Genomic DNA, 20,369 nt, shown 5'->3' with positions numbered 1-20,369 from the left:
ACAGCAGGAGCAATAAAAAAGCCTATCCAAAACGGATAGGCTTTTTTATTGTAAGATCTTACTGATCTTTTTCTGTTGCGAAGGGAGGGATCGAACCCCCGACCTTCGGGTTATGAGCCCGACGAGCTACCGCTGCTCTACTTCGCGATGTTGTTAGAGTGCAAATATAGAACATATTGATATACAATCCAATTATATCATTGTTTATATCGTTAAATAGTTTCTAAAACAAACCATCGGAGATTAAAACGCATGGTAAAAGACCTCGTATATTGCTTGCGGAGTCTTTGGTATTTAGTTTAATTATTTTGCTTCTATATCAGCCAAACGCTTTTTCATTTCTGCCATTTCTTTGTTCTGCTGAATGATATAGAGGGTAAGTTCTTCTATCTTCTTTAAAAGAATAGCCTGGTTATCGCCGAGGTCGAGGCCTTCTTTCTTCACTTCAACGGCGGAAGGGACTTCTGGGAGGTGTTTGTTTTCTTTTATGAAGGCTTCGACCTGGAGAAGCGATGGGAGCTGGTAGGAAGAGTCGAAGACATAGTCGGCCCAATTTGCCTGAGTTACTTTTACTCTTCTAGCTTTAACGGGTCCATTTACGTCAAGCGCCTTTTGAGCGGCGGTAGTTCCTATGGTTAAATTGCCAGAAATACTGCCGCCCGATAACTGAAGGTAACTTGCCGGAGTGAAATTGGCGGAAGTCCATAAAGTTGCCGCCGCGCCTCCGGCAGTTCTTAATCTTAGTTCTAAAGGTCCATTCGCATACAAATAGGAGCCAAAAGTATTTACAACATGAAATCCATAACCAGGCCGTGTACCAGCAGCAAAACTTTGAGTTGTTACGATTGCTTCATAATTGCCGTGATTATAGGAACTATCGGATAAGGTCGCAAAATTAATCGAGGAAACGCCGGAAACAGTGTTTGTCTGGTTAGTAGCTCTTACACTGCCATTTACATCCAGCTTATAAACGGGAGAAGTAGTCCCTATTCCAACATTACCATCTCTATTTAATTGCAACTGCATCATCCAGGGCGTCCATGATGTATTTATCTGATTTCTGATAAATGTAGTTCCTGCAGGGAAAGTATTTCCTGCTCCATAAGCTGTAATTGTTTGTTTTGTCCAACCATCCGCTCCGCGGGAATTATTATGCGATTCGACCAGCATGTACCACCACCCTCCTCCGGGAGCGTTTACCATAGAAGTACCACGATAAAATCCAACTGCAGTAACTGAGTCCAAATTCTGACCGGTAAGGTTGATAGAGGCAGCATAAGAGTCGCTGTGGATGGGTAAAAGGTTTTGAGCAAACGAATTGATCGATGCCAGCAAAAAGAGCAGGAGCATCTTTTTCATAGTATAGAGTTTAGGTTTAAGAATTCCGGGGAAGATAAACTAGCGAAACTATATGCATAATATTTATCAGCCCCAACAAATCGACTTGATCCGTGACAATAAGAATTAAGCGAAGTGGTGTAAAATAAAAACGGACAAAGAGATGTGATTTGCTTTGTCCGTTTTGAGGTCGGAAGCGGATTCGAACCGCTGTACGAGCTTTTGCAGAGCTCTGCCTAGCCACTCGGCCATCCGACCTTCTGTACTGGAAGGGTTGCAAAAATAAGAGATTAGATTGAATTTCAAAATACAATTGCAGTTTTTCTTAAAAATCAAAGGGAATCGAGTTGTTTGAGTATGAATTCGATAGGAAGAAGTTTTGAGGCGGCTTTAAGGCAGCTTGTAAGCAGGTATATAAAGCGTACTTTTTCCCGGACTGGTTTTGAACAGGGGTTGTTGCTGCCTGCTTTGTGTGAAGCAACATAGTATAAATGCCATCGCAGCAAAAGCAGGGCCAGCTGTAAAATATGACATAGTGCGTTTTGCTACTGCCATAACTGCAAATGGCTGACATGTTGGGATGGGTTTGCAGAGCGGATCATGTTGAAGCGGTTTATCCCGCTGAAGATATTTGACGGTTTACCTTTCTTTGGTTGAAAGGACCAGGGGATGTATTAACTTAGCGGACCTAAATCAACCTTATGTCATTCCCCAGTACTGTATTGCGTTGCCTTTTGATGGTTATATGTGTTTCTTCTGTTTGTGCATTTGGCCAAAAGGCGATTCCTGATACGACCAAATCAAACGGAGATAAAATACGTATCCTCTGTGTCAATCCTGTTTCCGATACGATATTAAAAGCTAAGCAAACCATTGTTTTACATAAAAGCGGTTTTCCTTTACAGATAAGAGATCAGCGGGGGGATTCGTTGTTCACCGAGCCTATTCATTTGCATGTTGTAAGCGGGGCTACGCATAAGGATATCCGCTTTACCAGTAATGAGATCATTTATACCCAGTGGAATAAACGTAAGATCAGCTGGGAGTCGACCAGCTCCTCTCCTGCTCTGTCTATGAAGGTAAGCGGGACACTGGAAAAGCAAAAGCAGCTATCGCTTACGGTTACCTTTACTGCGTTGGAAGATATACAGCTTGATGATATCAAGTTACACCTGCCTTACAGTATTCAGTGGGCTGATATGCTGGAAGGCCTGGGCAGAAAATATGGCGCGCAGACAGATACTTTGCGCTGGCAGTGGCAGGATCATCCAGACACAAAGGAAGCTACGTTATGGCAAGGTAACAGTACAGCTGGTTTGAAATTACAATTACCCGAGTTGTGGAAACAAACGGATAAGGCTGGTTTCTGGATAGGTATTAAAGGAAAGTCGATGTTACTGGAACATAACAGCGGGGCGCAACCTATCAATGCAGGCGAGACCAGGACCTATCATTTAAAAATAGTACCTACTACAGGCAATAAGCGATAATTCATTGGGTTTGTTTCAACAGGTATTCGCAGACGGGGACCGTTTATTTGAAATCTCTTGAGGCGGGGAGTTTTGATTCTTCAGGCCTGGTTTGAGATTGGGCGCGTTTGTTTATCGTAGCGGGCAGCGTTGGGGCTGCCAGTTTGTGTAAGAGCTGCGACAGGTTATAGCAGGCTTCTACCACTACATGAATGACGTCGCCTTCGCGTTGCAATTTTCCTTCTACCATCAGCAATTTTGACTGGAGTATTTCTCTCCTGTAACAGATGAAGCGCTCTTCGAAAACGACGAGATTGCTGTTGCCGGTTTCATCTTCAATGGTTATAAAACATACGTTTTTTGCGGTGCCCGGGCGCTGGCGCACGAGTATCAACCCGGCTACTTTAACATAGTCGCCGTCTTTCATTTTTGCCAGGTTGGCTGTGGGCGTGACCTGCAGCATTTGCAATTGTGGTCGGACGAACTGTACGGGATGGCCTTTCAGGGAGAGGTCGATTGCGTTGTAATCGAGCAGGACGTGTTCGGCGGGTGTAAGGATGGGGAGTGGTACTTTTTGTTCTGTTTCGGATTCGGAGGGTTGCCCGGTAAAAACGCCTGTGGGGTGATCGTGGAGGGCGGAGACTTCCCACAGGGCCTGCCGCCTGTTGAGGCCGAGTGAGGTGAATGCATCGGCACCGGCGAGGCATTCGAGGGCAGACTGGGAGATGCCGGCGGCGTGCAGGGTGGTAATGGTGGTGAAGGCTACTGCCTTTTCTTTCATCTGTGAGCGGGCGGAGGCCAGCAGCTGCATTTCTTCCTGGCGTAATCCTTTGACCTGTCGGAAGCCGAGGCGGAGGGCGCAATAGTCGCCTTGTTTTTCTTCGAGCGTATTATCCCAGCTGGAATGGTTGACGTCGACGGGGAGGACGGTGACGCCGTGTTTACGGGCATCGGTAATAATTTGGGCGGGCTGGTAAAAGCCCATGGGCATGCTGTTCAACAGGGAGCAGGCGAAGACATCGGGATAATAGTATTTGATCCAGGAGGAGGCGTAAACGAGGAGTGCGAAGCTGGCGGCATGGCTTTCGGGGAAGCCGTAGCTGCCGAAGCCTTCCAACTGGCGGAAAATCCTCAATGCATACTCTTCTTCATATCCTTTGCTGCGCATACCGTCGACGAGCTTTTTTCTAAATTTTGCGACCATGCCTTCAGTTTTGAATGTTGCCATGCTGCGGCGCAAGGCATCGGCTTCTGCGGGGGAGAATCCTGCGGCCACGATGGCTATTTTCATGGCTTGTTCCTGGAATAACGGCACTCCCAGGGTTTTGTGTAAAATTTCTCTAAGTTCTTCAGAAGGATAACTCACCGTTTCTTCTTTATTTCTCCGCTTAAGATAAGGATGCACCATATTGCCCTGTATAGGACCAGGGCGAACGATGGCCACTTCTATTACCAGATCATAAAATTCCTGGGGTCGTAGTCTTGGCAGCATCGATTGCTGGGCGCGGCTTTCTATCTGGAAGACGCCGATGGTGTCGGCATTGCTGATCATTTCATAGACCTTCGGGTCTTCTCCGGGGATGGTGTCGAGCGTATATTTTTTATGATGGTGGTTAGCCATGAGGTCGAAGGCTTTGCGCATGCAGGTGAGCATACCGAGGGCCAGGACATCTATTTTCAGGAAACCAAGGGTATCGATATCGTCTTTATTCCATTCGATGCAGGTACGGTTTTCCATACGGGCATTGAGGATGGGGCACAGATCGGAAAGTTTGCCCTGGGTAATGACGAAACCGCCGGTGTGCTGGCCCAACTGACGGGGGAAGCCTTTAAATTGTTGGGTGAGTGACAGTACTTTTTTGAGATATGGGTCATTTATATCAAGGCCATGTTCACGCATGCGCTTTTCGTCGAATTCATCGTCTCTCAATTCACCGAGGGCGCGGGAGATGCGGTTGATGACATCGACGGATAAACCCATTGCTTTTCCTACATCACGGATGGCGCCTTTGCTGTGTTGTTGTGTAACGGTGGCTACTATTGCAGCCCTGTCGCGGCCATACTTCTGATAGATGTATTGCATGACTTCTTCGCGGCGTTCGTGTTCGAAATCGACATCGATGTCGGGTGGTTCATTACGGGCAGAGGAGATGAAACGTTCGAAAAGCAGGTCGAATTTATCGGGGTTGACGGCGGTAATGCCGAGGCAATAACAGACGGTAGAGTTGGCTGCGGAACCACGCCCCTGGCAAAGGATGTTTTGTTTACGGGCGAAGCGGACGATATCGTAGACCGTTAAAAAATAAGAGGCGTAGTTCATTTCTTCCATGAAACGTAGCTCGTAATTAATAGCGCTACTGATCTTTTCAGGGATATGTTCTCCGAATTTTTCCCTGGCGCCCTGCCATGCGAGGAAGGTTAGTTCCTGCTGGGGCGTGCGGCCTTCCGTTGTGAGTTCTTCGGGGTAGACATATTTCAGGGAGTCGAGGGAAAAGTTGCAGGCGTTTGCGATAGCGGTTGCGTTGGTAATAGCCTGCGGGTAATGACGAAAGAGGCGGTTCATTTCTTCTGCCGGTTTCAGGTAACGTTCTGCATTTTGTTGGAGACGGAAGCCGGCTTTGCCGATGGTGCATTTTTCGCGGATGCAGGTAACGATGTCCTGGAGCTGGCGTCTATCGGGGATATGATAATAGACATCGTTAGTGGCCACCAGGGGGATGTTAAATTCCTGTGACAGAAGAGAGAGGCGGTGGAGTTTTTTCAAGTCATCGTCGTTGTAAAAGCGGGTAGCGGCGAGGTAGAGGTCGTTGCCAAAGGTGGTTTTGTATTCTTTCAGCTGAGCGAGGAATATGGGATCCCATTCGAAAGATGCGGTGAGTGAACCTGGTGGTAATATGATCCACTTCAGTCCTTTTGCGTGCTGGAAGGCATCGGCCTTATAGAGTTCGCATTGGCCTTTTCCGGTGCGCAGGTTGCCTTTGGTAAGTAAGGTAGAGAGACTTTCATAGGCCGTTTTACAGGTGGGATATGCGAGCAGGGATGGGCCATCAAGCAAGTCGAGGCGACAGGCCGGGATGATAGTTATGCCGTGTTCCCTGGCGGCGGCATGGGCGCGCACCACTCCTGCCAGTGTATTTCTGTCGGTTATTGCGATTTTAGTATAGCCCAGGTTTTTAGCCTGTTCTACGAGTTCGGCGGGATGTGATGCGCCACGCAGGAAGCTGAAGTTTGTTGTTACCTGCAGCTCGGCATAGGGTTGTTTTTGTTCCGGTTGTATTGCGGTATGCGTATCATTTATAGTTATATGTTCCGTAATGTTTGGTTCTGTGGGCATACGTATTCGTTTTTGTTTTAAGCAAAGAAGCCGTGGATAAACCAGCTGTGAGGTTTACCGGCGGAGTAGTAGCCGGAGCGGAAGAGCCAATAGCGGTTGCCCTGGTCGTCTTCTACGGTATAATAATCGCGGTGGGGGCCTTCTTCGAGCCACCATTCTCTTTCGATACGTTCGGGGCCATCGGCTTTTTTGATCTTGTGCAACTGGTTATTATAACGGAAGTGCATGGGTGGGTAGTCGGGTACGGGGGCTGCCACTTCAATTTTTTCGGGTGTGGGCAGCAGGAATACGGGGCGGCGTTTTTGCGGGTTCCATGTGGATGCGGGCAGTTCGTTCAGGGAGCAGGCTTTTTTGACAGCGCGTTCGGGCCAGTGGTGTTCCTGTGGGAGAAAGCGGCGGACATTGTTAATACCAAGTTTACCGGTGAGTTTATCGACCAGTTCTGCCAGGTGCTGACCGGCTGAGGCGCCTGTTCCTCCCCAGAGGCATTCCTGTGCCGGCGGGAGGTCTTCGACCGTGGGGGCTTCCATTACGAAGCGTTCTATTCCTTCACCGGGTTCGAGGGTATCTATTTTGAGTTCGAAAAGGCGGAACAAGTGTTGGATGGCAGACACGGGGCGGCTGGTGCCGATAGAGATCTGGCGGATCTGACCATCGGCGCGCCAGGCTTTGAGGGTGGCAGTGCGGAGGCCTTTTCCTTCGTGTTGCAGGCGGTGGCAAATACGTTCCAGGAGATGTTGGATAGCTATTTCTATTCCTTTGGCAGTTACGATGGGTTGAATACATGGCAGGCGTTCGCTCCAGGGGTTGGGAGGTATTAATGGCAGTAACGGGTCGGGTTTATACCCCAGGGCCTGATCGATGCGCAGTAACAGGTGTTCGCCGAAGCGGCGGCGGAGGACCGGGCGGGGCATATGAATGAAGCTGCCAACCTGGTACATTCCCAGTTTCAGCATTTTATCGAGCACAGGTTGTTCGAGTTGCAGGGCTGCCGGTGGCAGGGGAAGTAATGCCTGGAGCTGTTGCTCCTGTGGAATAATGGGTGTTGTTTGTCCGAACCTGGCGACAGCCCATGCTGTGGCGGGCGTGCCGGCGATGGCGGCGCGGACATCGTAGCCGAGGTGGCTAAGACGTGTGACGATGGTTTTGAGGTAGTTGCCCTCTCCTCTCCAGAGATGCGGGCATCCTGAGATGTCGAGCATGAGGCCATTGGGCGGGTCTATTGCCGTTACGGGCGTAAAACCGATACACCATTTGCCGAGGGCTGTAAGCAACTGCTGCGGCAGTTCCGGCCGAAAGTCGTGGACATGAAGTGCGGGGCATAAGACCCTGGCATCGGCAACGGTCATGTTTTCGGCAATACCCTGTTCTGATGCGACTGCGCTGACGGCAACGATGACCATACGGCCTTGCTGAGGTTCTGCAATTACCAGCGGGAGGCTGCTTAATGCCGGGTTTTTACGGCAGCACCAATTGGCATAGAGATGCCTGAACCATATGGATAAAAAGCGTTGCTGCATGGTCATCCAGTTTTTTGCTGCTGCCACCAGGGCTGCTGTACAGAGATTGCCTGGGGTTGTGACGGGATGTTACGGAAGCCGGTGGCGGTCCATTCCAGTTGCCAGGTTCCCGGTTTGCCGTTACGGATCTTAAGGAGTTCGACGTTCCAGCGGGGGAAACCTACGCCGGGCAGATTGTAATCTGTTTGAGTAGCCAGCGGGCTGATACGCCAGCGGGCGATTGTTGCGACGGGGTTTAAACCTGCCGGCTGGTGGCGTAACAGGAAACCGGTATTACCGGATTGTTCTACAGCCAGTTGCAGGCGCCTGGAGGCGGTGAGGCTGATATTACTGCAAGAGGCTATGACAGCGGCGAGGCCTTCGGTTTTGAGGGCTTCTTCCATGGCCCAGTGGCATTCATTCTCGTTACGCGGATGGACAAAGATGACCCGATGGGGATCGATGCCAAAGTTGGAGAGCGCGGGCGGAAAGACATTCCGCGAGGAGGTAAGCCAGAGGCAGGCTCCGCCGCGTGCCATGAGATGACCAGTTATACCACTTACAAATCCTGCTGTTGCAGCGGCCTGTTCGGAGGTATTACTCAGGAATTCATGGACGGCCCCGAGCGGGAAGGTGGCGTTTGGGAAAGCGTTATTCAATTCATTCCATCCCATATCAATAGCCGGCTCCTGCGCGGGTTTGAAGCCCTGCAGCGGGAGAATTTCTCTCTGAAGCCGTGCTATGATCTCTGCTTTCATGGATAAGGAACGGTTTTGCTACACGAAAATACTAATATTTTTAGCAAACAAGACTAATACATTCTTCTTTTCTGTTAAGATTATGCGCTTGGGGGTAAAGTACTGCGGGGAGATTAAAAAGAACAGGGCTGACCATTTAATTGATCAGCCCTGTTCTTTTGTGAACTGGTTTCCCGGTTATTTTATGCGGATGGGGTTATTCCATGCGTCGGATTGTTGTTGTAATAATGCTGTGAAGGCGGTTTCGTTGCTGAAAACGGGATCTGTTTTTTCCCAGCAGCTGTAAAAGCGATAGACGGCTTTTTGTTTTTGAGGGTTGAGCCAAACGCCAAAGGTATTGGCGATGCCGCCTGCATTCAGCGGAGCTGTATGGATGACCTGTTTTGCAGGTGCCAGGATGGCGAGGCCCAATTTATCGTGGTTCTCGCTTTGTATTCCGAATGTATAGAGGCCGGTTATCCCTTTTGTTTTTACGGGGTGGAAGCCGGTTTCATAAAAGTCTATTGTACCTGTGATGAGACGTGCGCCGGCCGGCGCGTTTTGTAGTGTTACTTTATTCTCAAAGAAATACTGACCGCCCCAGATGCTGATCTCTTCCGTAACATCGACTGACTGGCCTGCGACCTGCCATGACTGGTAGCTGATGCGGAAGATGGCGCGTACGGGGCCATCGGCCAGTTTCTTATAGGTGGTTTGTTTTACGTTGGTGCCGAAGCGGAAGACACTGTCTTTTCCATTGACAGGCATTTGCAGGGCGAGGGCTCCGGCGCCCAGGGCTTTGCCTACCCTGAGGATATCCATGCCCCATGCGGGGTTGAAATGGTGGTAGGATACGGAGGGGTCTGCTCCTACTTCTTCCAGGACCATCTTTGCTGTTGTTTTACCCCAGATATCGTTGGCGTTGCGGACGTCGAAATATTTGCGGAAGCCTACTTTATCGTTTTCCCATGCAGGGCCTTCGGTAAGATATGGAGGGAGTTTCTGCTTTGAGAAATCGGTAGGCTGGTTATTATAGGGCATGGTGTCGGTATCTACCGCATCGGCAAAAGTATTATCCGCGTTTTTATGACGGTGGCGGACGTGGGCGCGCACTACTGCTTTTACTGTTGCGGGCGACTTACTTGCGGAGATGAGGAAGACCTGTTTTTGTTTGGGTTCAAAGGTACCCAGGAATGCTGCTTCGTCCCAGTTGCCATCGCCATCGAGGTCATCGAACTGTATTACTTTGGGGACACCACTTTCGGTGGTGATAATGCAATAAGGTTTTTCGGCGGAGAGTTTTACTTTACTGTTCACCTGATCGCGTGTTAAGACGATGCGTTCATCGGGGCGCTGCTGCGCGAGGCGATTTGTTAAGGTGAGTTTTTTTGACTGAGCGAAAGAGACGCTTCCCGCCAATGCCGCTACGATTATTATCCAGACTTTTTTCATACCACTTTCTTTAGTTCACTGCCAGGTGCTTTGTGATGGATAAAGCTAAAGGATTTTAAACAGATGGCGAAGACAGATAGCAGATAGCAGCGGGATGTGCAGGTTATAGCAGATCAAATACCGGCTGCGGACAAGTTTATTATGGCGTTGAGCGAAGCGCGAGTACAGGCAGTTTATTCAGGTTTACGATTTCCCTGGTCTGGCTTTTATCAAAGATACTGGCCCATATACCCGCACGATGCGGGCGTATGGCAAGCAAGTCGACTTCCCTGCTTTCGCAAAACCTATCGAGCGCTGTCACCACATCGTTATCTTCGAGTTCATCGAAGTATACAGGATATTCGTGCAGCTCGTTCTGCCAGCGTTGTTTCCAGGTTTGTTCTTCGGCGGAAAGGCCTTTGTTTTCGGGGGTTACATGTACAAAATGTAACTGGCAGTTTAACCTTGTCATCATCTTTTTCAGTGTATCGACAGGTCCGTGCAGGTTTTCTCTTTTATAGTTACATGCGAATGCAATATGACTGACAGTTTTGAAGCGGGCGCCTGCCGGCACGAGCAGCACAGGTACCGGCAGGTCGATAAATGCATTCAACACATAGTTATCCCAGGAGAGCAATGCATTATGATCACCTTCTTCTCCAAAAACAACAGCGGCAGCGTTTTCCAATGCTATCTGTTCTCTCAGCGTTTCATCGAATGTGCCAGCGACCATGCGGGTTTCAATATCGAGGCCGGGGAAAGCTTCCATTACACTTGCCTTTTCTATTTCGAGCCATTTTTCGTGGCTGGCCACAGTTTCGGCCATGGCGGCCATTGCCAGTCCGTCACCTGCAAAACCGGATGTCAATGCAAATATGCGCAGCACGATAATACGTGCCTGCTGGTTCTGGAAAAGCTGGCAGGTATAGTTCAGTGCATTCTGAGAAGATGGCGAAATATTGGTTATGACCAGGATGGTTGGGATCATAGCTATTGGGTTTAGTGGGCAGCATCGGAGAGGCTGACCTTGTTTTTAGCGCTTTTAACGAAGAAGATAACGATAGGTACGCAGGCCAGGAACATAACACCTACCCAGAGGAACACATCCATATAGGAAAGGACTGTTGACTGAAGAGAGATACTTCCATCGAGCAGTTTATAGGCTGTAGCTTCTGCGGTATTTGACGGCATGCCTTTGGCCATAAAACCTGCTTTGAGGCTGGCGATGCGATGCTGCACATCGGGATCGTAGATGTTTAGTTTCGACACCAGGTTACTTCGGTGTTTCATGTTCTGCCTCGAGATAAATGTTGAGATGAGCGCCACGCCAAAGGAGCCGCCCAACTGACGCATCATACCTGAGAAGGCGGCCCCCTGCCCTATCTGAGGACCTTTTAAAGTAGACAGCGACATTACTGCCACGGGTACGGAAAGGAATCCGAGGCCTACGCCGCGGATCATGAGCACCCAGAAAAAGTTGTCGCCCCCGGTGGACGGGGTTATGATCTTATAGGAGCCCAGGCAGTAGATAAAGAAGATGAGCATGCCGCCGGAGATGAGCAGTTTTTGCGATACCCCTTTCTGGATGAGCTGTCCCACTATAGGCATCATAAACGCTACCACGAGCGTACTTGGCACCATGAGCAGACCTGCCTGCTGTGCATTCCAGCCCAGGATGGACTGGGTATACAACGGAATTACAAACGTAGAGCCATAGAGGCCAAAGCCCATGATAAAGGACAAGACCACTCCTATGCGCAGGTTACTATTCTTTAGCACACGGAGTTCTACTACGGGATATTTATAAGTAAGTTCGCGCCATATAAAGAAGAAAGTACCGAGGCCTGCAAGGATGGCGAGGACTACGATGGTATTGTTAGCGAACCAGTCTTCTTCCTGTCCTTTTTCGAGGATGTATTGCAGGGATCCTACGGCAAGCGCCAGCAGTCCGATGCCGAGCCAGTCGACTTCACTTGCCTTCCGTTTTTCGGCGTATTTGGGGCTTTTCACATATACCATGGTAAGCAGGGCAGCGATGATACCTACCGGGATATTGATGTAGAAGATATAGGGCCATGCGTAATGTTCAATGATATAACCTCCCAGGGGCGGGCCCAGCGTGGGGCCGACGATCACCCCCAGGGTATAGATGGCCTGCGCCATCGGGCGTTTCTCCTGGGGATAGATCTCGGTAATAATCGTTTGAGATGTTACGAGCAGTGCACCTCCTCCCAGGCCCTGCATGAAGCGGAAGATAATGAGCTCGCCTATGGAGGTAGCATTACCGCACAGGAAGGAGGATACGGTGAACAGGATGATGGAGGTGGCAAAGTAGTTGGTACGTCCGAACTGCTGGGAAAGCCAGCTGGTCATGGGGACGATGATCACGTTTGCGATGGCGTATGCGGTAATCACCCAGCTCACTTCGTTGAGCGTAGCGCCGAGGCTACCTCTCATATCATTGATGGCTACGTTAACGATGGTAGTATCAATGATCTCCAGCAGGGCACAGACGACGGCGGTGATGGTAATAATCACCCTCCTGGCGCCATACTCTACCAGCGAATTTTGTTCTATCATAATCGATAATAATCAGTTCAACTAATCGAGGTGAATATCCACGTCGGCGTTCATGCCTGCGCGCAGGTTTTTGATAAGGGAATCCTGCGGGTTGGTAAATTCGATCCTGATGGGAAGGCGTTGCACTACTTTCACGAAGTTGCCGCTGGCGTTATCGGGCGGCAGGAGCGCAAAGCGGGCGCCTGTTGCAGGAGAAAATGAACCTACGCGGGCTTCGAACTTATGGGCTGGGAAGGCATCTATTTCAACCAGCACCTTCTGCCCTTCCCTTACTTTCTCTACCTGCGTTTCCTTGAAGTTTGCGACGATCCAAAGCTCATTGTTGAGGACGATGCTAAAGAGGGCTGCGCCGGCCTGCACGAATTGTCCTTCCTGGGTGGTTACTTTGGAGACGATCCCATCTTCGGCTGCGGTTATCACCGTGTAAGAGAGGTTCAGCTTTGCATCATCGACATCTACTTTTCTTTGTTTGATGGATGCTGCGGCGATCCCTATCTGAGATGTAGCGGCATTACTTTGAGAGCTGACGGCATTCACCTGTTTAGCGGCCTGCGCCTTTTGCTGTTGTAAGACCTGCAGTTGTTTTTCTGCGGTTTGTTTGGCAGCAAGGGCCTGTTCGTACTGCTGTTGCGTGATAGAATGATCCTTTATCAGATTTTCGTAACGTTTGAAATCTTCTGTGGCTCTCCATACATTGATCTTAGCTGTTTCGATCTGGGCATCGGCGGTAGAAACGGAGGCTTCGCTGGTAGCGATATTGGCGTGTGCTGCGCCTGCGCTGGATTGTGCAGATGCCAGGTTGGATTCTGCGGTAGCGAGCGCTGCTTCGGCCTGTTCGAGCCTGATCTTCATTTCCCTGTCGTCGAGGATGATAAGCGTATCTCCTTTTTTGACTCTCTGGTGGTCTTTTACCCTTACAGCGGTAACATATCCTGAAACGCGGGGTATTACCGGGCTGATATTGGCTTCTACCTGGGCATCATCGGTTTCTTCGTGATGCAAAGCGTGCAGGTATTTGCTAATACCAAACCAGCCACCCAGGATAACCACTATGGCCAGGATGATGGTGAATTTCTTATTTCTTTTTTTATTGCCGTTATTGGTTTCTGTACCTGTTGTTGACATACGACTTTATTTTATTCCTTTGGGTTATCATTAATTTTTTGGCTGGTTATTTACCAGGATGCCTGCTTTTTCGAGCAGGGTATTATAAGTGAGGACCTTGTCGGCCCGGGCTTCTTCGAGATTGATCTTAGCCTGCAGGAGGGCTACATTGGCATCGAGCAGCTCGGTTGTTGTAACGAGGTTGTTATCGTGTTTGTTTTTTGTGATGCGATAGTTCTCGGTGGCGTTGATGACCGATTTCTGCTGAACTTCGATCTTCTTTTCGGCAGAGAGGTAATCCTGGTAGGCTTTATTGATGCCGAGCCTTATATTATCGTTCAGCATTTCCTTTTGTGCTGCGATCTGCCGTTCGCTGGCCTGTGCGGTCTCTACTTTTGCTTTTGCTTTCCACAGGGCGTCGATATTGTAGCGGACGCCGATGCCGCCGTTAACGACGTTGGTTGCAGTAAGCAGATCGGGAATATAAGCTGCGACATACCCGCCGGTTAAGCCAACTGAAGGATAATAATCACCTTTTGCTGATCTAACGGAAGCTTCTGTTGCTTTTTTGCGCAGGTTGATGGCTTCGAGATCTTTGCGGTTTAAAAAAGCCTGTTGTTCGTAGGCGTCGACCGACAGCAATTGTTGCTGCAGGTAGAAGCCTGTAGTATCGGGCTGCAGCGTAGTTTGTTCCGGAAGGCCGGCGAGGAGGTTAAGACTTACCATTGCAAGCTTCAGGTTGTTTTCGGCATTAACGAGCGCCATTTCGATATTGGCTGTTTGCAGTTGCGCTTTCAGCAGGTCGTTCCTGGCGAGCAGGCCGTTCTTTTCCATATTGGAGAAGTCGTGGTCGCGTTGCTGAGACTGGCCGAGGTTTTCTTTTACCAGTTGCACTGCGGTTCCTGATTTATAGAGGTTGCAGAAGGCGGCTACGGCGTTGGAGACCACCTGTTCTTTGTTATAGCCGGCATCAGATTCGGCCGCCTGTTGCAGGTAGCGGGCTGATTCGATGCCATAGCGCACTTTCAATCCTGCATAAATCGGGATATTGACGGTGGCCATGCCATAGGTAGCCTGTGAGGGTTGGGCAATGGAACTTCCACCGCTGCCACTGCCGCCATCGGATTTAAAGTCGATGTGTGGTTTGGTGAGCAAGAGATAAGAGGCATTAACACCTACATCGGGCAGCCTGTTATCCATAGCCTCGCGGAGCTGCGCTGTAGCGGCTTCGATCTTAGCCTTGTCTATTTTCAGTTGTTTGCTGTTCTGTAGACAGAGGGTTATCGTTTGCTGCAGTGTAAGCGGCATTTTATCCTGAGCGCGGGTAAGCATTATGCTTAATATTGCCAGCCCGGTCATCGCTGTTCTGATGACGTGCTTCATCGTCCTATTCATATATTGGTTTAATTAGAATTATTTTCAGCCGGCAAGCTTCGTTGGTGAATATTTATTCACTTAAATCGCCAAAAAAAGGGGTCAGGCCCTTATCCCATTCCAACACATTTCAAACATGTTGTCGATGAGTTCCTTTGATATTTTAACCTTGTTGTATTCTGCATATTTGATCATTTCCCTGACGGGGCCGCGTATATAGATCATTAACCATGGAGTTTCCAGCTGTTTAATGAGTTTTTCGTTCTTTCCTTTTTCGATGAGGTCGAGCCAGGGTTTCAGCATTTCTTTAGAGGTTTTCCTGGTTTCTTCGGAGATAAAAGGCGAATGAAAGCATTGTTCAATAAAGATGAGCTCATTGAATTTAGCTGTAGAGTGTTTCACCATGTTCATCCAGATGGTATGGAAAGCCACTTTAAAGGGTGCTGAGGGGTCGAAGCCTGCGAAGTAGTCCTGTGCGTAATTGCGAAAACATTTTTCGAAGAGCTGAACGATAAGCTGCTCTTTGTTTTCGAAATAGATATATACGGTTCCCGTGGCAAAACCGGCTTTGCGGGCGATCATACTCATGGTAATACCCGACAGTCCGTTCTCTTTTACCAGCTGGAGCGTAGCTGCATATATTTCGTTCACTTTGTTCTCGTCCCTTGGCTTCATTGCGCACAAAGTTAGATGAATATTTATTCAGTTAACAAAAATATTTACAGACCGGTCATCCGAATAAGACGGGGGCTGACCTTCAGAATCTGGTCAGTCCCCGTTTTTGCTGGTAAATATTTTAGTATTAAAGACAAATTCCTGTTTTTGAACAGGCTCTTCCTGCGGTTATACTCTCCTACACACTGCCCACTTCCTTAGCCATACGTATGGGATGACAAACTGGCTATCTATTCTTTCAGGAAATTACGAAGAACATATTGCAGGATACCGCCGTGACGGTAGTATTCGACCTCTATGGCGGAATCGAGACGGGCGCAGACCTGGAAGGTCATTTCGGGGCCTTCTTTAGGTTTTACCGTTACCGTCATGTATTTACCCGGGGCGAGGTCTTCGGCGATACCGGTTATGGAATAAGTTTCCAGGCCTGTAAGGCCGAGCGTTCCGGCATTTTCGCCGTTCACATATTCCAGGGGTAATACGCCCATGCCTACAAGGTTGCTGCGGTGAATGCGTTCGTAGCTTTCGGCAATGACGGCTTTTACGCCCAGGAGATTGGTGCCTTTGGCGGCCCAATCGCGGGAGGAGCCGCTACCGTATTCTTTACCTGCCAGGATGATAAGCGGTGTGTTTCGTTTGGCATATTCCATGGCGGCGTCGTAAATGGGCATGACCGTTCCGGTGGGTATGAAGGTGGTGAAGCCGCCTTCTTTCGACGAGATCTGGTTTTTGATGCGGACGTTGGCGAAAGTGCCGCGGACCATTATTTCTTCGTTGCCCCGGCGGGAGCCGTAGGAGTTAAACATTTTTGGATCTATGGCTTTGTCGCGCAGGTATTTGCCTGCAGGCGTATCTGCTTTAAAGGAGCCGGCAGGAGAAATGTGGTCGGTTGTAACAGAGTCGCCCAGTTTCAACAATACCCTGGCTGCTGCGATGTCGTGTGGAGGGGCGGGACTATCGGGGAGGTCTTTGAAGAAAGAGGCCTCCTTAATGTAGGTAGAGTCGGTGCTCCACTGGTAATTTTTGCCTTCGGGGGCTTGCAGGGATTGCCATTGTTCATCGCCTTCGAAGATGACCTTGTAAACAGACTCATAATCATCCTGCTGAACCGCTTTTAAGACAGCCTCATTTATTTCCTGTTGTGTGGGCCATATTTCGCGCAGGAAGACGGGTTCGCCGTTGGGGTCTTTTCCGAGCGGATCGGCATAGAGATCGATGTCGATCCTTCCGGCGATAGCATAGGCGACTACGAGCAGCGGGGATGCCAGGAAGTTCATTTTTACCTGGGGGTGCACCCTTGCCTCGAAGTTGCGGTTACCTGAGAGGACCGAGGCCACAACCAGTTTGCCTTTGTCGACTGCTTCGGCGATGTGTGGCGGCAGCGGGCCGCTATTACCGATACAGGAGGTGCAGCCATAACCTACGGTATGGAAGCGTAATGCTTCGAGATCGCCCAGCAGTTCGGCTCTTTTGAGGTATTGCGTTACCACGCGTGATCCGGGTGCGAGGCTGGTTTTTACCCAGGGTTTAACGTCGAGGCCCCTTTTGATCGCTTTTTTAGCCAGGAGCCCTGCTCCTATCATTACACTTGGGTTGGAGGTGTTGGTACAACTGGTAATGGCGGCGATGACGATAGAGCCATCGCTAAGCACATATTCTTCGTTTTGAAGGCGAAGGCGTACGGTTTGCAGGCTATCGACCTCTACGGCTACTTCTTCATTTGTTTTTTGCGTTTCGTACGAGAAGGTAGTTCCGGATCCGCCTTCGGACAGCCATGCATTATCGCGGCGTTTTCCTTCGGGGGTGTAGATGCGGTTATATTCTTTATTCAGCAGTTCGCCGAACATATTATGCACTTCATTTACGTTAAGCCTGTCCTGCGGGCGTTTTGGGCCTGCCAGCGAGGGTTGAACTGTAGACAGGTCGAGTTCCAGGACATCGGAATAAGTGATAGCGTCTTCGTGTTCGCGCCAGAGCATGTTTTCCTTACAATAGCTTTCTACCAGGGCAATCTGTTCTTTGCTCCGGTGGGTACGGCGCATGTATTCGAGCGTTTGATCGTCGATGGGAAAATAAGTAACCGTGCAGCCAAATTCGGGCGACATATTAGAGATGGTGGCCCTATCGGGAACGGTGAGATGGTTGAGCCCTTCGCCGAAGACTTCCACGAATTTGCCTACGACGCCGTATTTGCGGAGCATTTGCGTGATGGTAAGCACCATATCGGTAGCCGTCATACCTTCCTGCAGCTGGCCTGTGAGTTTGAGACCGATCACCTGGGGGCAGGTAAAATAGATGGGTTGTCCGAGCAATGCTGCTTCCGCTTCGATGCCACCAACGCCCCATCCCAATACGCCAATACCGTTGACCATGGGCGTATGAGAATCGGTGCCCACGAGCGTATCGGGGAAAAGCCAGCCATCGCGTTCGATAATACCTTTTGCGAGGTATTCGAGATTTACCTGGTGGCAGATGCCCATTCCGGGCGGGACCACGGTAAAGTTATCGAATGCCTGCTGGGCCCATTTCAGCAGCTGGTAGCGTTCGCGGTTGCGTTCGTATTCGAAGACCACGTTTTTTGTATAGGCGTAGTCGGTTCCGAAGAAATCGACCTGAACCGAGTGGTCGACAACAAGGTCGACGGGGATAGCGGGATTGATGCGGCTGCCATCTTTACCCCTGCGGATGACTTCGGCCCTGATGGAAGCGATATCGACCACTGCGGGGACGCCGGTGAAGTCCTGCATGAGCACGCGGGCCGGTTTAAATGGGATTTCCTTGTCGGTACCTTCGGGGTTCCAGTTTACCAGGGTATCGAGGTGTTCGTCGGTGATGGCGAACTGATCGTGGTTGCGCAGGACATTTTCGAGGAGGATACGAATAGAGAAAGGCAGCCTGGCGATGTCTTTACCCTGTTGCTGTAATTGGGTTAACGAAGCGGTACGTGCTGGCATGTGGAGCTTATTTTGGGTGAACGATAGGTTTTTGCCCGGATAGCGGACACAACTTAAAATTAAACAATCCCTTTTACAGCTTCCATGCCATTTGTTTACCTTTACTGCTTATTCCGGATATTTCAACCTAATAAGCTAATATTTCAAGGAGCAAAATGGACATTCATTTCTTCAAATACCAGGGAACGGGCAATGATTTTATCATAATAGACAACAGGGATGGTAAGGTACATTTTAGCACGGAGCAGGTAAAGCACATGTGTGACAGGCGTTTCGGCATTGGCGCCGACGGGCTGATGTTACTGAATACGCGTGAGGGTTATGATTTTGAGATGAAGTATTATAATGCCGACGGCCGTGAGAGCACGATGTGCGGTAATGGCGGGCGTTGCCTGGTAAAGTTTGCGCACCATCGCGGCATCAGCCGTAATAAATATCATTTTATTGCTATTGACGGGCCTCATGACGCTACCATCGAGGATAACAGGTGGGTTCATCTGAAGATGAAGGATGTAGACGGTCTTCAACATAATTATACCGATACCATTTTAAATACCGGGTCGCCGCACTATGTGAAGCCTGTTTCGGATATCCGTCATTATGATGTGGTGGGTGAAGGCAAGGCCATCCGTTATAATGAGACCTATGCGCAGGAAGGCATCAATGTAAATTTCGTGGAGGAGCAGGCTAAGGGTATTTATGTACGCACTTATGAGCGTGGCGTGGAGGACGAAACGTTGAGTTGCGGTACGGGCGTAACAGCATCTGCGCTGGTATTTGCCCATAATGAAAATGGATTTAACCGGGTTGAGATACAAACGCCCGGGGGCAGGTTAGCGGTGGAATTTGAGAAGAAGGGAGAAGCGCAGTTTGAGAATATATGGCTATGCGGGCCTGCAAACTTTGTTTTTAGCGGCACCATTAATATCGATTAAATGATCCAGTACTTCAAGAATATAGACGGCCATACTGTAGAGATCGACAAGGTAGAGAACGGGGCCTGGGTAAACTTAGTGCCTCCTTTCAAGGAGGAAGAGTTTGTAGAGGTAAGTGAAAGGCTGGATATTCCGATCGAGTTTCTCCGGGATTCGCTGGATATAGATGAGCGGCCGCGTTATGAGCTGGACAGCAATGTACGTTTCATTATTATCAAGACACCTACCGAGAATAATTCGTTCAACGACAGTGATGCTTATTATATTACGATCCCTATTTGCATTATCCTGACCCATAACCAGATCGTTACTGTCAACTCGTTTGATAACGGGGCGATCAAGAAGTTTTTAAACACCTTTCAGAAGCGCCATCCAGACAAGCGTAACATGATGGTTTTAAAGGTATTCGAGAAGATTGTCCATAATTTCATGGAATACCTGAAGGAGATTAACCAGAAGCGCAATTTATACGAGCAGAAGTTATATGACAGCAACCGGAACGAAGAGTTGCTGAACCTTATGCGGATACAAAAAAGCCTTGTATATTTTGTAACGGCTTTACGCAGTAATGAGTTACTGATGATGAAGCTGGAGCGTACGAATTTCCTGGGTTTGAACGAGGATGAGCGGGAGTTGCTGAATGACCTGATCGTGGATACCAGCCAGGCGCTGGAGATGGCGAATATTTATACGAATATCCTGAGCAGTACTTTAGATGCGTTTGCGAGTATCATCAGCAATAACCTGAATAATGTGATGAAGCGTTTGACCTCTATCACGATCATATTATCATTGCCGGCATTGGTGGCAAGCATTTACGGGATGAACGTGGATATTCCTTACCAGCATTCGCCGCATGCGTTTTATATACCTGTTATATTATCGCTGGTAGTATCTATTATCATCAGTGGTTATTTCATGAAAAAGAAATGGTTTTAA

Annotated in this window: 14 protein-coding genes and 2 tRNA genes; 3 read left to right on the top strand and 13 right to left on the bottom strand. The window is 49.2% G+C overall.

What is annotated here, in order from left to right:
• Window positions 1–75: 75 nt before the first annotated feature.
• The 3 genes from ESB13_RS03825 to ESB13_RS03815 form a co-directional block, all read right to left on the bottom strand.
• A tRNA-Met gene (locus ESB13_RS03825) sits at window positions 76–147 on the bottom strand.
• Window positions 148–303: 156 nt separating this feature from the next.
• Window positions 304–1,359, bottom strand: a complete 1,056-nt coding sequence (locus ESB13_RS03820; RefSeq protein WP_129001699.1) for a pyocin knob domain-containing protein — start codon at window positions 1,357–1,359, stop codon at window positions 304–306.
• Between the two features lie 166 nt (window positions 1,360–1,525).
• Window positions 1,526–1,596 (bottom strand) — tRNA-Cys (locus ESB13_RS03815).
• A gap of 443 nt (window positions 1,597–2,039) precedes the next feature.
• Here ESB13_RS03815 and ESB13_RS03810 point away from each other — a divergent pair.
• Window positions 2,040–2,828: a glycoside hydrolase domain-containing protein gene (locus ESB13_RS03810; protein ID WP_129001698.1), complete on the top strand. Its 789-nt coding sequence runs from the start codon at window positions 2,040–2,042 to the stop codon at window positions 2,826–2,828.
• Window positions 2,829–2,871: 43 nt separating this feature from the next.
• Here ESB13_RS03810 and ESB13_RS03805 read toward each other — a convergent pair whose 3' ends face one another.
• The 10 genes from ESB13_RS03805 to acnA all read right to left on the bottom strand — a co-directional run bounded on the left by ESB13_RS03805 (window position 2,872) and on the right by acnA (window position 18,495).
• Window positions 2,872–6,141 carry an error-prone DNA polymerase gene (locus ESB13_RS03805; protein WP_129001697.1) on the bottom strand — a complete coding sequence of 1,090 codons (3,270 nt, stop codon included), beginning with the start codon at window positions 6,139–6,141 and terminating at the stop codon, window positions 2,872–2,874.
• Window positions 6,142–6,158: 17 nt separating this feature from the next.
• Window positions 6,159–7,661, bottom strand: a complete 1,503-nt coding sequence (locus tag ESB13_RS03800; protein ID WP_129001696.1) for a Y-family DNA polymerase — start codon at window positions 7,659–7,661, stop codon at window positions 6,159–6,161.
• 2 nt (window positions 7,662–7,663) lie between these two features.
• Complete coding sequence (locus tag ESB13_RS03795) at window positions 7,664–8,398, bottom strand: ImuA family protein (protein ID WP_129001695.1); 735 nt, start codon at window positions 8,396–8,398, stop codon at window positions 7,664–7,666.
• 177 nt (window positions 8,399–8,575) lie between these two features.
• Complete coding sequence (locus ESB13_RS03790; protein WP_129001694.1) at window positions 8,576–9,829, bottom strand: DUF4861 domain-containing protein; 1,254 nt, start codon at window positions 9,827–9,829, stop codon at window positions 8,576–8,578.
• A gap of 139 nt (window positions 9,830–9,968) precedes the next feature.
• Complete coding sequence (locus ESB13_RS03785) at window positions 9,969–10,796, bottom strand: universal stress protein (protein ID WP_129001693.1); 828 nt, start codon at window positions 10,794–10,796, stop codon at window positions 9,969–9,971.
• Window positions 10,797–10,807: 11 nt separating this feature from the next.
• Entirely contained in the window at window positions 10,808–12,388 is a 1,581-nt protein-coding gene (locus ESB13_RS03780; protein WP_129001692.1) for a DHA2 family efflux MFS transporter permease subunit, read from the bottom strand.
• Window positions 12,389–12,409: 21 nt separating this feature from the next.
• Window positions 12,410–13,513: an HlyD family secretion protein gene (locus tag ESB13_RS03775; protein ID WP_129001691.1), complete on the bottom strand. Its 1,104-nt coding sequence runs from the start codon at window positions 13,511–13,513 to the stop codon at window positions 12,410–12,412.
• Window positions 13,514–13,543: 30 nt separating this feature from the next.
• Window positions 13,544–14,887: a TolC family protein gene (locus ESB13_RS03770; protein ID WP_246022434.1), complete on the bottom strand. Its 1,344-nt coding sequence runs from the start codon at window positions 14,885–14,887 to the stop codon at window positions 13,544–13,546.
• Window positions 14,888–14,968: 81 nt separating this feature from the next.
• Entirely contained in the window at window positions 14,969–15,541 is a 573-nt protein-coding gene (locus tag ESB13_RS03765; protein WP_129001690.1) for a TetR/AcrR family transcriptional regulator, read from the bottom strand.
• Between the two features lie 230 nt (window positions 15,542–15,771).
• On the bottom strand, window positions 15,772–18,495 hold the full coding sequence (gene acnA / locus ESB13_RS03760; RefSeq protein WP_129001689.1) for an aconitate hydratase AcnA: 2,724 nt from the start codon (window positions 18,493–18,495) through the stop codon (window positions 15,772–15,774).
• A gap of 155 nt (window positions 18,496–18,650) precedes the next feature.
• On the opposite strand from acnA, the gene dapF reads away from it, so the two are divergent.
• Together dapF and ESB13_RS03750 are read left to right on the top strand one after the other, a co-directional pair.
• Window positions 18,651–19,430, top strand: coding sequence for a diaminopimelate epimerase (dapF, locus tag ESB13_RS03755; RefSeq protein WP_129001688.1), 780 nt, complete (start codon window positions 18,651–18,653; stop codon window positions 19,428–19,430).
• Entirely contained in the window at window positions 19,431–20,369 is a 939-nt protein-coding gene (locus ESB13_RS03750) for a magnesium transporter CorA family protein (protein ID WP_129001687.1), read from the top strand.

Source organism: Filimonas effusa (assembly GCF_004118675.1).
Lineage (GTDB): Bacteria > Bacteroidota > Bacteroidia > Chitinophagales > Chitinophagaceae > Filimonas > Filimonas effusa.
The sequence above is the reverse complement of the archived record's forward strand: the minus strand, read 5'-3'. Positions and strand labels throughout refer to the sequence as shown.

Bases quoted from the DNA above. Each gene is read 5' to 3' on its own strand.
- ESB13_RS03790 (WP_129001694.1), bottom strand. From the start codon at position 9,829: ATGAAAAAAGTCTGGATAATAATCGTAGCGGCATTGGCGGGAAGCGTC.
- ESB13_RS03765 (WP_129001690.1), bottom strand. From the start codon at position 15,541: ATGAAGCCAAGGGACGAGAACAAAGTGAACGAAATATATGCAGCTACG.
- ESB13_RS03770 (WP_246022434.1), bottom strand. From the start codon at position 14,887: ATGAATAGGACGATGAAGCACGTCATCAGAACAGCGATGACCGGGCTG.
- ESB13_RS03785 (WP_129001693.1), bottom strand. From the start codon at position 10,796: ATGATCCCAACCATCCTGGTCATAACCAATATTTCGCCATCTTCTCAG.
- dapF (WP_129001688.1), top strand. From the start codon at position 18,651: ATGGACATTCATTTCTTCAAATACCAGGGAACGGGCAATGATTTTATC.
- ESB13_RS03775 (WP_129001691.1), bottom strand. From the start codon at position 13,513: ATGTCAACAACAGGTACAGAAACCAATAACGGCAATAAAAAAAGAAAT.
- ESB13_RS03780 (WP_129001692.1), bottom strand. From the start codon at position 12,388: ATGATAGAACAAAATTCGCTGGTAGAGTATGGCGCCAGGAGGGTGATT.
- ESB13_RS03795 (WP_129001695.1), bottom strand. From the start codon at position 8,398: ATGAAAGCAGAGATCATAGCACGGCTTCAGAGAGAAATTCTCCCGCTG.
- ESB13_RS03800 (WP_129001696.1), bottom strand. From the start codon at position 7,661: ATGCAGCAACGCTTTTTATCCATATGGTTCAGGCATCTCTATGCCAAT.
- ESB13_RS03820 (WP_129001699.1), bottom strand. From the start codon at position 1,359: ATGAAAAAGATGCTCCTGCTCTTTTTGCTGGCATCGATCAATTCGTTT.
- ESB13_RS03805 (WP_129001697.1), bottom strand. From the start codon at position 6,141: ATGCCCACAGAACCAAACATTACGGAACATATAACTATAAATGATACG.
- ESB13_RS03750 (WP_129001687.1), top strand. From the start codon at position 19,431: ATGATCCAGTACTTCAAGAATATAGACGGCCATACTGTAGAGATCGAC.
- ESB13_RS03810 (WP_129001698.1), top strand. From the start codon at position 2,040: ATGTCATTCCCCAGTACTGTATTGCGTTGCCTTTTGATGGTTATATGT.
- acnA (WP_129001689.1), bottom strand. From the start codon at position 18,495: ATGCCAGCACGTACCGCTTCGTTAACCCAATTACAGCAACAGGGTAAA.